This is a genomic window from Pseudoalteromonas ardens (assembly GCF_030125445.1).
Classification (GTDB): Bacteria; Pseudomonadota; Gammaproteobacteria; order Enterobacterales; family Alteromonadaceae; genus Pseudoalteromonas; species Pseudoalteromonas ardens.
Genome location: NZ_JASJUV010000003.1, coordinates 352,956 through 366,404, shown reverse-complemented (window position 1 = coordinate 366,404; position 13,449 = coordinate 352,956). Strand labels below are relative to the sequence as shown.

The following is a 13,449-nucleotide window of genomic DNA, read 5'->3' as shown; positions in this document are numbered from 1 at the left end:
TTAACTTACATCAGCGCCACGCCCGGCGTGGGGCTCAAGTCCGACTCCACTTAACATATAAGTTTCAGACATAAAAAAACCCCGACCTATTCGGTCAGGGTTATAAAAAGTGGTACCAGTGGGCGGACTTGAACCGCCACGCCCGAAGGCAACGGATTTTGAATCCGTCATGTCTACCAATTCCATCACACTGGCATAATTTTTCTTTAATCTTCTAACCAAGAGAAAATAAAGAAAAACCACTTTGAGCTTAGGCTTTGTTTTATATGCCCTCGTCTCTATGCCCAGCATTATACAAATTGGCGGGAGGGTAGCAAGCATTTTTTACAAAACGTCGTTTAAGTGCTTGGTAAATGAACAGTCGCTTAAAACTAGCCGGGTTTTTTAGTGTTAGATTAAAAATCAGGTAGAATAAGTCATATTTCAGCTTTAATGAGTGAACTAAATGGCTTCGTTTCCCCGTGCGGGCTTAACCCGTCGTCTTGCATCTCTGATCTATGATGGTCTGGTCGTGATTGCATTTGCAATGCTCTCTATGGTGGTTTTTTTATTGATAGTTGAAGGCTTTATCTCCTTGGGCTGGATCTCACAAGGAAACCATGAAGACGTATCAGCGCTGATCCAGGCTTCTCCCCTGTTGTCATTTTTCCGCGGATTTGTATTGATTGCCGTATCAGTGCTGTTTTTTGCTTACTTTTGGGTTAAAAGCGGTCAAACCATCGGTATGCGCGCCTGGCGACTAAAAGTACAAACGCCAGATGGCGAGTTGCTCAGCTGGCCAAGAGCCAGTGCAAGGGCCTTATGTGCGTTACTTGGGCTGGGCAATCTGCTGGTACTGATCGACTTTAAACACAAACGCGCACTACAAGATATGATTTGTGGCACTGAAGTGGTGGTGCTGAGCAAAGAAGAGAACAAACGCATTTACGACAGCCTGGATTAAAAAGGTCGTTGCATTGCAACAAAAAAGCCTGACTGAGTCAGGCTTTTTTTGTTTTCATCCTCTTTCTTACCCGCGTTGACGGTTAAGAAGATAAAACGCTGTTGCGGTAAATAAGACGCTGGGCATCACAGCCCCTACGACCGGCGGGATCTGATACACCATAACGATTGGACCGAAAATTTCGTTACTCAGATGGAAGATAAGCCCGGTGATCACCCCCATGATTATACGCGCGCCCATACTCACTGAACGCAGTGGCCCAAAGATAAAAGACAAGGCTACCAGCAACATCACCGCAATCGTCACCGGTTGCATCACTTTACGCCACAGCGCCAGTTCATAGTTACTGGTGTCCTGCTCATTTTGCTTCAGGTACTGTAAATACGACCACAAGCCAGAAAAAGACAATGCGTCTGGTTCTACCGAAGCCACGTCCAGTCGGTCCAGCGTCAGCTGTGATGCATAATTGAGTGTCTGTGCGTATTGCGTACTGATCTGTTGCTCTTCAATGGTCACTTCCTCGATGGCTTTAAGCTGCCAACCGTCATCGGTCGCAGTACCAGACTTAGCACGGGTGATTTTCAGCAGATTGAGATCATCATCAAAGTGATAAATATTGATATTTTGCAGATTGCCGGACTTTTCGATGTTGGCAATATTAATAAAATTACTGCCATCTTTGGCCCACACGCCCTGCTGCGCCTCAAACACCTCGCCACCATTAATCGCCTGATTACGCAGTTGTTTAGCCGTTTGTTCTGCCTGTGGCGCGCCCCACTCGCCCAATGCCATCATGCATAGTGCCAGCACAATTGCCGATTTCATCACCGACCCGATGATCTGTAATCGCGACATCCCCGCAGCCTGCATCACCACCAGTTCGCTGCTCGAAGCCAAAGCCCCGAGCCCGGTCAGGCCACCAATCAGCGCCGCCATTGGAAAGAACACCACAATATCACTGGGCATGCTGTACAGCGTGAACAACAACGCATCCATAACGTCATAGGTACCACGACCCACAGAGCGTAACTGCTCAATAAATTTGATTAAGGTATTGATGCCCACAAACACCAACAAGGCAAAGCCCGTGGTTTGTAAAATGCTGCGCCCGAGATACCAATCCAGGGTTTTCATCATTGCTGTGGCTCCCGTTTTAACAGCATAGCGCGCACCCAGACACCAAAAGGCCGGCCTTTGGCTATCAAGTAAGCACCAATAAATAACACACTCAAGTGGATCCACCACAAGCCAACCGAGGTTGGTACCTTGCCTTCGGCAACTAGATATTTACCCGCATTGAGCATGATAAAGTAACCCAGATAGATACAAATCGCCGGAACCAGTTTGGCAAACTTACCCTGTCTGGGGTTCACCACACTCAGCGGAACCGCCAATAAGGTCAGCAAAATAATAGAAATTGGCACAGATAAACGTAGCTGGAACTGGGCAATGGCCTCGGGTGTGCCCATTTGCAGCAGGCTGGACGAGGGCAAGTCTTCGAGCTTACGACGTCGCTGTTCAATTTCCTGCTCACGGATCTGCACCTGATAGCTGCTAAACTCAGTTTTGTTCAGTGCCTGACTGAAACCGTCGGTTTCGAATCGTTTTCCCTCACTGAGCACCAGCTGCTGCTCACCGGTTCCCTCTTCAACAACCCGACCATTCTGAGCAAACACAATACGTGCAGCCTGATTTGAATCGCGATCGGGTAACTGGGCCACAAACACACGATTTAGCTCTTTACCCTGATCACTGGTGTTGTGGACAAATACCACCGCCTTTTCATTGCCCGTTTGCTGGAATCGCCCGGCCCGGATCTGGCTGAGCCCTGATTCTGCATTGGCTTGTTCGCGCAGCTGATTTTCTTTTTCACCTGCCCAGGGGGCCAGATATAAGCTCAGCACCGCGGCCATCAGCGCAATCACAAAACTGGACACCAAAGTCACACGTACGACATACCACTCACTGACGCCGCACGCCTTCAGTACCGTCATTTCACTGTCAGCATAGACCCGACTATAGGCGAGGATAATGCCCAAAAATAAGCTTAGTGGCAGGATATACACCGCCAGTTTAGGTAAATTCAGAGCCAGAAAAGACATAACAAGTTTTCCCGGAATGCTGCCACCTGAGGCCTCAGCCAGGATCCGGACAAACTTCTGCGAGATGAAGATGGTCATAAGGGTCATAAAAACGGCGACCTGAGATTTTAATATCTCAGCAGTCAGATATCGAAAAATAAGCAATGTCCGCCCCTATAAAACGTCTCATTTCACTGGAATAGTAGGAAATTTTGAGTAAACTGGTTATTTTAATCACTTTATTATATGCCATCGGATCCAAATATCCTACTAAAGCAACAGGCTAAAGCGCCAAATGCACGCGTCAATTAGCCGTTTTTTAGTTCAGCACCTAGAAATGGAGTGGCTGAGGCATAAAAAGTTCAAAAAAGACAGCACATTGACTCAGGAGTCGCAATGGAATTCAGCGTAAAAAGTGGTAGCCCAGAAAAACAACGCAGTGCGTGTATTGTTGTCGGCGTATACGAACCACGCCGCCTTTCACCCGTCGGGGAGCAGCTGGATAAAATCAGCGAAGGGTATATTTCTAACCTGCTGCGCCGCGGAGACCTAGAAGGTAAACCCGGCCAGGTGCTTTTACTTCACCATGTACCAAACGTATTGAGTGAACGTGTGCTACTTGTGGGCTGTGGTAAAGAGCGTGAGCTAGACGACAAACAATACAAACAGATCATCGCCAAAACCATCAGCACCTTAAATGACACAGGTTCAATGGAAGCCGTTTGCTTCCTGACTGAACAACACGTTAAAGGACGCGATACTTACTGGAAAGTTCGCCAGGCAGTAGAAACCACTCAGGACAGCCTTTACACCTTTAACCAGCTGAAAAGCAAAAAAAACGAAGCACGTCGTCCACTACGTAAAATTGTTTTCAACGTACCAACACGCCGTGAATTGCCGATTGGCGAGAGCGCCATCGAGCATGGACTGGCCATCGCAGCCGGTGCCACATTATGTAAAGACGTGGCAAACATGCCGCCAAACATCTGCAATCCTCGCTACTTAGGTGAGCAAGCACAAGCATTAGCCGATGAATTCGACAACGTCACGGTTAATCTGGTTGGCGAGAAAGAAATGGAAGAGCTGGGTATGCACTCATATCTGGCGGTTGGTCGCGGTAGTGACAACGAATCCGTGATGTCGGTGATCCACTATAACGGTGCCCCGCAAAAGCAAGCGCCTATCGTGTTCGTCGGTAAAGGCCTGACATTTGATTCAGGCGGTATTTCTATCAAGCCAGGCGAAGGCATGGACGAGATGAAATACGACATGGGTGGCGCCGCCGGCGTACTGGGCCTGATGCGCGCCGTCGTGCAAATGCAGCTGCCACTGAATGTCATCGGCGTGCTGGCTGGCTGTGAAAACATGCCGAGCAGCAATGCTTATCGCCCGGGTGACATCCTGACCACTATGTCTGGTCAGACGGTTGAAGTACTCAATACTGACGCAGAAGGCCGACTGGTCCTGTGTGATGCATTAACCTATGTTGAAGCGTTTGAGCCAGAAGTAGTCGTTGACGTGGCAACCCTGACGGGTGCGTGTATTATCGCCCTGGGCCATCATGCAACCGGTTTGTTGTCGAACCACAATCCGCTGGCGCATGACTTACTTAAAGCGTCTGAGCAAAGTGGTGACCGCGCATGGCAACTACCATTGTGGGATGACTATCAGGAACAACTGAAGAGCCCGTTTGCCGACTTCACCAACCTGGGTGGCCGCCCTGCCGGAACGATTACCGCCGCCTGCTTCTTGTCTAAATTCACCAAGAAGTACAACTGGGCACACCTGGACATCGCAGGGACAGCCTGGCGCAGTGGTGCCAACAAAGGTGCAACCGGTCGTCCGGTCCCTATGTTAATGCAATATCTGCTTAACCGCGTGAACGTGACTGAGCAACCTCAGGACTAATTCATGCTGTGACAGCCGATGTCACGCACCACGTTGATTGATGATAGCCGTATTCTGTGTCAGAATGCGGCTTTATTTTGAACGCTGTGTCATTTAAAGGCTTTCCCCTTATGACAAGGCGTTTCGCTAGCTAGAAAACCACATGTCATGACCATCAACGCACGCTTTTTTGTATTAAAGCAGGACAATGAGCCGGGCAAGCCAGTGCCGGCTCATTTTGATCTCGCCGCACGCAGCGCCGCAAAGCTGTACCGCGCCGGACAACGTGTCTTTATTTACGTAGACAGCGTTGAAGATGCCCATGCGGTTGACGAGCACTTGTGGTGTTTTGAGGCCGACAGCTTTGTGCCTCACAACCTGCAAGGCGAAGGCCCCAAAGGGGGCGCACCGGTCGAGATCGGCCAGATGCCACCTGTTGGCAGACGCACCATTTTGATTAATCTGGCACAACAGCTGCCGGATTTTGTGCGCCGATTCGACAAGATCTACGATTTTGTGCCGGTTGAAAGCAATGCCAAACACGCGGCACGCCAGCGGTTCATGCAACTGCGTCAGCTCGGCGCTGAAATTTCAACCAAAGAAATTGACAACTAAAGTATTTTTTAAGGTTCTGTGTAATGGATAAAACCTATAATCCGCAAGATATCGAACAGTCTTTGTACCAAGGCTGGGAAGAGAATGGCTACTTTAAGCCATCAGGTCAGGGCGATGCCTATTCGATCATGATCCCACCACCGAATGTCACGGGTAGCCTACACATGGGCCACGCCTTCCAGGACACCATCATGGACACCCTGATCCGCTACCAGCGTATGCAGGGCAAAAATACTTTATGGCAGGTGGGAACAGACCACGCAGGCATCGCAACCCAAATGGTTGTTGAGCGTAAGCTGGCCGCTGAAGAAAGCAAAACCCGTCACGACCTGGGCCGCGAAGAGTTTATCAACCGTATCTGGCAGTGGAAAAACGAGTCAGGTGGTACCATTACTAAACAGCTACGTCGCCTGGGTGCATCAGTAGACTGGGATCGTGAACGCTTTACTATGGACGACGGCCTGTCTGAAGCAGTGAAAGAAGTCTTTGTTCGTCTATATAAAGACGATCTGATCTACCGTGGTAAGCGCCTGGTTAACTGGGATCCGAAACTGCACACCGCGATTTCTGATCTGGAAGTAGAAAACAAAGACAAGCAGGGCCACATGTGGAACCTGCGTTACCCGCTGGCTGATGGTGTTAAAACCAAAGACGGCAAAGACTACATTGTAGTGGCAACAACGCGTCCGGAAACCATGCTGGGCGACACCGGTGTAGCAGTCAACCCGGATGATGAGCGTTATCAGGACCTGATCGGCAAAGAGATCTTATTGCCAATCGTCAACCGTCGTATCCCAATCGTTGCCGACGAACACGCAGACATGGAAAAAGGCACTGGCTGTGTGAAGATCACACCAGCGCACGACTTCAACGATAACGAAGTCGGTAAGCGTCATCAGCTTCCAATGATCAACGTCTTCAACAAAGATGCGGCGATTTTGAGTGAAGGCGAAACTTTCACCTTTGATGGCAAGCCACTGGAGCTCGATGCACCATTGCCTGAGCGCTTCCATGGTCTTGACCGTTTCGATGCCCGTAAACTGATTGTTGATGAATTTGAACAAGCAGGCCTGCTGGAAAAAATCGATGACCACAGCCTGACTGTCCCTTACGGCGACCGCTCTGGTGTGGTCATTGAGCCACTTTTGACTGACCAATGGTATGTACGCGTTGCACCACTGGCTGAGCCGGCAATCAAAGCCGTAGAAGACGGTGACATCCAGTTCGTGCCTAAACAGTACGAAAACATGTACTTCTCCTGGATGCGCGATATTCAGGACTGGTGTATTTCTCGTCAGCTATGGTGGGGACATCGTATCCCGGCCTGGTACGACAACGAAGGCAACGTATACGTTGGTCGCGATGAAGCCGAAGTACGCCGCGACAACAACCTGGCCGACGACGTCGTTCTGAGCCAGGACGATGATGTACTGGATACCTGGTTCTCTTCTGCGCTGTGGACTTTCTCAACCCAAGGCTGGCCAGAGAATACTGACGACCTGAAGATGTTCCACCCGTCAGACACGCTGGTGACTGGTTTCGACATCATTTTCTTCTGGGTTGCCCGTATGATCATGATGACACTGCACTTTGTGAAAGACGACCAAGGCAAACCTCAGGTGCCATTTAAAACCGTTTACGTGACCGGTCTTATCCGTGACGAAAATGGCGACAAGATGTCTAAGTCAAAAGGTAATGTGCTGGATCCGCTGGACATGATCGATGGTATCGATCTGGAAAGCCTGGTTCAGAAGCGTACCGGCAACATGATGCAGCCACAGCTGGCCGCAAAGATTGAAAAGAACACCCGTAAGACTTTTGCTGATGGCATTGAAGCACACGGCACCGATGCACTGCGCTTTACCCTGGCTGCTATGGCCTCAACCGGTCGTGATATCAACTGGGATATGAACCGCCTGGAAGGGTATCGTAACTTCTGCAACAAGCTTTGGAACGCCAGCCGTTACGTGCTGATGAACACAGAAGAGCAGGATTGTGGTTTCAACGGTGGCGAGATGCAGGTGTCTCTGGCAGATCGCTGGATTTTGGGTCAGTTCCAGAACACAGTGAAAACCTTCACGGAGCACCTGGACAACTACCGCTTTGACCTGGCCGCGAACACCATCTACGAGTTCACCTGGAACCAGTTCTGTGACTGGTACCTGGAGCTGACTAAGCCAATTCTGTTCAAGGGCAACGAAGCCCAGCAACGTGGTACACGTCACACCCTGATCACGGTTCTGGAAGGCCTGCTACGTCTGATGCACCCGCTGATGCCTTACATCACAGAAACCATCTGGCAGCGTGTTGCACCACTGGCTGGTATCGAAGCAAACACCATCATGCTTCAGCGCTTCCCGCAGTTTGATGCCGAACAGGTAGATACACAAGCAATGGAAGACCTGGAGTGGGTTAAACAGTTCATTCTGGCTATCCGTAACATTCGCGGTGAGATGGACATCAGTCCAAGCAAACCACTTAGCGTGTTGCTGGCCAATGTGTCTGAGCAGGATCAACGCCGTCTTGACGACAACCAGGCGTTCCTGAGCTCACTGGCTAAACTGGAAGACATCAAAGTACTGGCAAGCAAAGACGATGCCCCGGCGTCCGCTACCGCCTTTATTGGCGACCTTGAGATCATGATCCCTATGGCGGGTCTGATTGATGTCGAAGCCGAAATGGCCCGTATCGCCAAGCAGCTGGAAAAAGCAGAAAAAGGCCTGGCACAGGTTGAGAAAAAGCTGGCAAACGAGAAGTTCGTCAACAACGCCCCTGCTGCGGTACTCGATAAAGAAAAGGCCAAGCTGGCCGAGTACAGCGACGCCAAAGCCAAGTTGCTTGAGCAAAAAGCCAAAATCGAAAGCCTGTAAGCTTTTAGCCAGAGTCAGTTATCTGGCTCAGAGTTAAGTATAAAAAAGAAGCCGCTAAGCGGCTTCTTTTTTTACAACCCATAATGCGTATTGCTTACGTAATCATATCGGCTCACGGCTCTGAAGAGGTCGAAAAACGCGCTAACACCTGATATAGATTATTCATATCTATAGGCTTGCCAACATGCGCCACAAATCCCTGTGCCAAATACCCTTTCACATCTTCTGTCATCACATTCGCAGTCAGTGCAATAACAGGCATGTCCGCATGACTCTTGCTAATTTGACGCTGCGCTTCGTTGCCATCCATTTCTGGCATGTGAATATCCATCAGTATTAAATCAAAGTGAGTATGCATTACCGCGTCGACAGCCTGAGTGCCATTTTCGACAATTGTCAGTGCTGCCTGTGTACTTTTTAAAATTGCCTTGATCAACATTTGGTTAATCTTATTATCCTCGGCAACTAGAATGTGTTTCCCCGTCAAATCTGGCGGCGATAACGATTCACTTTTTTGGCCACTCGATTTAAGTACTGTTTTCTCCAAGGGTAATACAACCTTAATTTGGGTGCCCTCTCCCACTTTACTGATTAAATCCAAAGAGCCATTCATTAACTTAACAAGGCTCAGCGTGATAGACATCCCTAAACCTGTTCCACCATATTTTCGTGTAGTTGAACTATCCGCCTGAGCAAAACGCTCAAAAATCCGCTGCTGAGCTTCTACGCTCATCCCTATCCCTGAATCAATCACATCAATACAGAGCGCCTGTTGGTTATTCTGCTCTGTGCAGCTCACAATCACTTTAACACAGCCCTGATCCGTAAACTTCACTGCATTAGAGATAAGATTGAGTAACACCTGTTTGACTCTGACAAGATCGCCCAGCCAGCCGTCTGTAAATGACGACTCAATGGTCACAATCAATTCAATCCCTTTTTTGCTTACAATACTATCCAGGTCATATTTCACTGAATCCAACACATCAATCAACGAAAAGGGCACCTGCTCCAGCGTTAACTGATTAGACTCAATTTTAGAATAATCCAGAATATCATTGATAACTGTCAGCAAGCTTTGAGCCGAAAAAGCCGCATTGTCCAAGATAACTTTTAAATCAGGTTCCAACCTAGCTTGATGAAGCAATTGTAGCCCGCCCAATATAGCGTTCATCGGCGTCCGGATCTCATGGCTCATATTGGCAAGAAAATCACTTTTAGCTTTAGCTGCGTTTTCCGCTTCTTGCTTAGCCTTAATCATGGTTTTCATGGCAGTCACTTTTTCAGTGATATCATAGTTAACACCAATGACTTTAACGGCCTGATTTTGTTCATTTCGGATCACCTCAGCTGTCGCTTTCATGGTTCTTATCCGCCCATCGGGATGGACCACTCTAAACTCAGTATCGTAGTAACCTGTTCCTGCGATTGCCGATTCAAGCAAAGCTCTAGCTGAGGCAATATCATCAGAGTGAACACTATTCTCCCAGGCTTCATAAGCACCTGAGAATGTTTCTTCCGAGATACCATACAACCTGTACATCCAGTCATCCCATACCAGTGCATTGGTCAGCAAATCCCATTCCCATACACCTATCCCGGCAGAATCATTCGCTAATTGCATTCTAAATGCACTGACATCTGCCTTTTCCTTAGCTGCACGAATTTGCTCTTCCACTTCTTTTTGTTTTGAAATGTCCTGAACGACGGACCAGATAAAGTCCTGACCAGTAACATCGGTTATCAAAATGCCTGATAACAATACGGGATAGGTGTGCCCTAGCTTATGAATATACTCTTTCTGATATGGTCCATAACGCCCCGTTTCTGCCATGTCAGCAAGTTGCTTAGCTTCTTGATCAGCATATTTTTTTGGCGTGAGTTGCCAGTAATCCATCTGATTTAATTCATCAACACTGTACCCCGTAAAACGACTAAATTCTGCGTTGATATAATCGAACCGGCCATCTTCCAGATAGTTAATTGCGATACCAATCGGTGCAAGATCCACAAACTCCGCAAACTTTTGCCTTTCTTGTTCGAGCAAAGTTTCAATCTGTAAACTGGCCCCGCCCAATGTATGCATAGGGACTTCAAGATCAGAGACAAATGCCAGCAAAGACTTCTTAGCGCCATGTTCAACCAAATGTCCACGAACCCTGACAGGAAAACGCGCGCCTCTTTTATGCTGATGTTGAGTTTCGAAATCGATGTGCTTGTTACTCTGCACCCTCAGCCAAAACTCAGCCCAGCTTTTTGGTGCGAAACCGGGGTTACACTCCCAAATGTGCGATCCAATCAGTTCACCCTGTGCATAACCCAATTTTTTACTTGCTGCATTGTTGAGATACAGGATTTCAGAGTCAGAGCTGATCCATAAGATTTCATCGGTCGCATACTCCATTGACAACTTCAGAAATTGAAGCAACTCAGTTTCACTCATACTGGGCGGAAACTGCGCGGGTTCAGCATCTAATTGTGGTGTTCCGTCCAAAATATTTACATCCGGTAATTTAGCCATACTGAAGTCATAGAAGTGTTCATGCTAAAAATGTAGGCGAAAAAAAACGGATGATAAAGCCAAAGTGCTTTTGCATTGGCTAGATCAATCTGATGCAGTTCCAACAACCTCATTTGCGATTGCAGTAAAAAGCCACACCAACTAGTCAAAACAAACAAAAAAACAAATAAAAAACCCCATTATAAAAACAAAATGCAACCTTGCATTTTCAAATGTGACAATATAGGGTACACAAACAGCAGGTACAAATGTAAACGAGAAGAAACTAATTTATGATAAGAACTAAGCTCACAATACTGGCAGCCTGTATTGCTGCTACTCACAGTGTGGCCGTCTCGGCTAATGATTATCCACTAATGCCAGGCGATCCTCTGGTCTCTCATCAGTGGCATTTGCAAAATACAGGTCAGGCGGCATTCTCTGACAGAGGCGGCAAAGCCGGTGAAGACATGAACTTGTCACTGACCCATGCGCTGGGCATTCTGGGCACAGGTGTGACCGCGGCGGTGATCGATGGCGCCGTAGAGCTAACCCACCCGGATCTGCGTGACAACGTGCGCCCTGGTTCCTGGAACTTTACCACTGATACACCGGATCTGATCCCTGGTGGCCCCACTGATCGTCACGGCACCTCGGTTGCCGGGATCATTGCTGCCAGCGCCTTTAACGGCATTGGTGGGCGAGGCATCGCACCACGCGCTGGTATTGTTGGCTTTAACCTGATCTCATCAGGCAACTACAACACCGCGAACTGGCTACAGTCACACGGCATGTACTCAGATGGCTATAATAAGCACTCTTTTGATTTTCCAAGAATTTTTAACCAAAGCTATGGCCGGACTATGTCTGCACCAGACAGCTTTGACTACACAGTCGATCCCTGGCTGAAAACCTATGAAGATGCCCAGGAAGAGATCACCCGCACCACCCATGGTGGACGGGGTGCCCTGTTCGTTAAATCAGCGGGTAATGGCTACGCCAGACAAACTTTTACCGACCCTCGTTTTGGCTCTGGCTACCTGCGCTTTGAAAACAGCAACCATGGTCTGCCTTTACAGAACGTCAACCTGGAACAAATGGATACCTCATTTTGGAATATGGTTGTGTCGGCCTACAACGCCGATGGCCAGTTGTCCTCATACTCCACTGTTGGCTCAGCAGTATTTGTATCAGCCACGGGCGGTCAATATGGTGTCTATACTCCGGCAATGATCACAACCGATCTGACCGGCTGTGACGCTGGCTACAACCCGGCTTATGGTCGCAATGACTTGCATGGCGGTCATCCATTGGATCCGAACTGTGATTATGGCGCGCGCTTCAACGGAACGTCTTCGGCAGCACCAAGCGCTGCGGGTGCCATTGCCCTGATCATGTCTGCCAATCCGGCATTGAGCTGGCAAGATGTGCGTCACATTCTGGCCAGCACAGCCAGACAAATCGATCCGGATAACGCCGGTGTGGCACTGTCGTTTGAAACTGCGCAAGGTGACACGGTCAGTTATCAGGCCATTGACGCCTGGCAAACCAACGCCGCAGGCTATGCCTTCCATAACTTCTATGGCTTCGGTGCGGTAGACGTGGACGCAGCCGTAAACATGGCGCGCTTCTATGACGAACAGCTGGGTCAGTTTACACAAACAGACCGCTTTACAGTGACAGCCAACAGTGCCATTCCAGACGGTGATATCAACGGGGTATCAAGCACTTATCAGTCAACAGAAGCGATGACAGTCGATGCCATTCAGGTACGTGTAAACATCGACCACACCAGCACGAGAGATTTGGCGATCGAACTGATTTCTCCGTCAGGTACGCGCAGTGTGATCATGACTCCCCGCACAGGTACCATCCTGGGACAAAACGGCATGGAAAATACACAAATGCTAACCCATCATTTCTATGGTGAGCAGGCACAAGGTGAATGGACCCTGCGTGTCATCGATACGGCAGCTCAGGACGAGTTCTATGTTTTCGACCCGCGTGCAGCGGGTGCACCTAACATCAACATGGTGCACAGAAACAATTCAGAAAATGGCCTGCTGAAGTCGTGGGACATTCGCTTCATCGGTCGTAAATAAGGAGTACTGACATGAAAAAACACTTAATCACCACCGCATTACTTGCCTGCGGAATTTCAACTGCCAGTGCATCCAGCAACGAAGTGTATGAAGCGCAGCCGCTCAGTACAACACTCAGCCATAGCGTGACACTCAACGGCAAAAGTTATCTCTCTGCCAGTGAGCGCCTGCTAACCGGTGTAGCAATCACAGATGCTAAAACCGGTACCACCTACATTTTAACCGGTGAAGTGGTTGCAGAACTGGAGCCGCTCATCAATGCACAGGAATTTGCTGCGGCACATAACCTGGAACTGGTTTATGTCCGGGCTAACCGTGCCATCTTCGCAGCACAACCTGGTACAGAGCTCAATGCCTTTAAAGCCCATATCGAGGGCCTGGCAGGGGTGACCAGCACCCAATTTGGTATTGATATCGAAGGCCTGGAGTCAGAGTAACGGGCAAACAAACC

Annotated in this window: 9 protein-coding genes and 1 tRNA gene; 6 read left to right on the top strand and 4 right to left on the bottom strand. The window is 48.8% G+C overall.

Annotated features, from left to right (window positions below; all coding sequences use genetic code 11):
* Positions 1–110 precede the first annotated feature (110 nt).
* Positions 111–195: transfer RNA gene (locus QNM19_RS12270), tRNA-Leu, on the bottom strand.
* Between the two features lie 250 nt (positions 196–445).
* On the opposite strand from QNM19_RS12270, the gene QNM19_RS12265 reads away from it, so the two are divergent.
* Complete coding sequence (locus tag QNM19_RS12265) at positions 446–943, top strand: RDD family protein (RefSeq protein ID WP_284026749.1); 498 nt, start codon at positions 446–448, stop codon at positions 941–943.
* Positions 944–1,009: 66 nt separating this feature from the next.
* Here QNM19_RS12265 and lptG read toward each other — a convergent pair whose 3' ends face one another.
* A complete protein-coding gene (gene lptG / locus QNM19_RS12260; protein ID WP_010383123.1) occupies positions 1,010–2,080 on the bottom strand; it encodes an LPS export ABC transporter permease LptG in 1,071 nt (356 codons plus the stop codon).
* On the bottom strand, positions 2,077–3,189 hold the full coding sequence (gene lptF / locus QNM19_RS12255; protein ID WP_049863601.1) for an LPS export ABC transporter permease LptF: 1,113 nt from the start codon (positions 3,187–3,189) through the stop codon (positions 2,077–2,079). The genes lptG and lptF overlap by 4 nt, the downstream gene beginning before the upstream one ends.
* 231 nt (positions 3,190–3,420) lie before the next feature.
* Between lptF and pepA the strand changes: the two genes are divergently transcribed.
* The 3 genes from pepA (at position 3,421) to QNM19_RS12240 (ending at position 8,396) form a co-directional block, all read left to right on the top strand.
* Positions 3,421–4,932, top strand: a complete 1,512-nt coding sequence (pepA, locus tag QNM19_RS12250; protein ID WP_049863602.1) for a leucyl aminopeptidase — start codon at positions 3,421–3,423, stop codon at positions 4,930–4,932.
* 147 nt (positions 4,933–5,079) lie between these two features.
* Positions 5,080–5,526: a DNA polymerase III subunit chi gene (locus QNM19_RS12245; RefSeq protein WP_046004999.1), complete on the top strand. Its 447-nt coding sequence runs from the start codon at positions 5,080–5,082 to the stop codon at positions 5,524–5,526.
* A 23-nt stretch (positions 5,527–5,549) separates the two neighbouring features.
* Positions 5,550–8,396 (top strand): valine--tRNA ligase, encoded by a 2,847-nt coding sequence (locus tag QNM19_RS12240; protein ID WP_049863603.1) that lies wholly within the window; start codon positions 5,550–5,552, stop codon positions 8,394–8,396.
* Between the two features lie 112 nt (positions 8,397–8,508).
* Here the strand turns inward: QNM19_RS12240 and QNM19_RS12235 are convergent, their stop codons facing one another.
* The gene (locus QNM19_RS12235) at positions 8,509–10,917 is read right to left on the bottom strand and encodes a PAS domain S-box protein (RefSeq protein ID WP_284026748.1); all 2,409 of its coding nucleotides are present in this window, start codon (positions 10,915–10,917) and stop codon (positions 8,509–8,511) included.
* Between the two features lie 272 nt (positions 10,918–11,189).
* Here QNM19_RS12235 and QNM19_RS12230 point away from each other — a divergent pair, with 272 nt between their 5' ends.
* Positions 11,190–12,998: a S8 family peptidase gene (locus tag QNM19_RS12230; RefSeq protein WP_049863605.1), complete on the top strand. Its 1,809-nt coding sequence runs from the start codon at positions 11,190–11,192 to the stop codon at positions 12,996–12,998.
* 11 nt (positions 12,999–13,009) lie between these two features.
* Positions 13,010–13,435 (top strand): hypothetical protein, encoded by a 426-nt coding sequence (locus tag QNM19_RS12225; protein WP_049863606.1) that lies wholly within the window; start codon positions 13,010–13,012, stop codon positions 13,433–13,435.
* Positions 13,436–13,449 lie beyond the last annotated feature (14 nt).

Coding starts and splice junctions, on each gene's coding strand:
- pepA (WP_049863602.1), top strand. CDS start 3,421: ATGGAATTCAGCGTAAAAAGTGGTAGCCCAGAAAAACAACGCAGTGCG.
- QNM19_RS12245 (WP_046004999.1), top strand. CDS start 5,080: ATGACCATCAACGCACGCTTTTTTGTATTAAAGCAGGACAATGAGCCG.
- QNM19_RS12230 (WP_049863605.1), top strand. CDS start 11,190: ATGATAAGAACTAAGCTCACAATACTGGCAGCCTGTATTGCTGCTACT.
- QNM19_RS12265 (WP_284026749.1), top strand. CDS start 446: ATGGCTTCGTTTCCCCGTGCGGGCTTAACCCGTCGTCTTGCATCTCTG.
- QNM19_RS12235 (WP_284026748.1), bottom strand. CDS start 10,917: ATGGCTAAATTACCGGATGTAAATATTTTGGACGGAACACCACAATTA.
- lptG (WP_010383123.1), bottom strand. CDS start 2,080: ATGATGAAAACCCTGGATTGGTATCTCGGGCGCAGCATTTTACAAACC.
- QNM19_RS12240 (WP_049863603.1), top strand. CDS start 5,550: ATGGATAAAACCTATAATCCGCAAGATATCGAACAGTCTTTGTACCAA.
- QNM19_RS12225 (WP_049863606.1), top strand. CDS start 13,010: ATGAAAAAACACTTAATCACCACCGCATTACTTGCCTGCGGAATTTCA.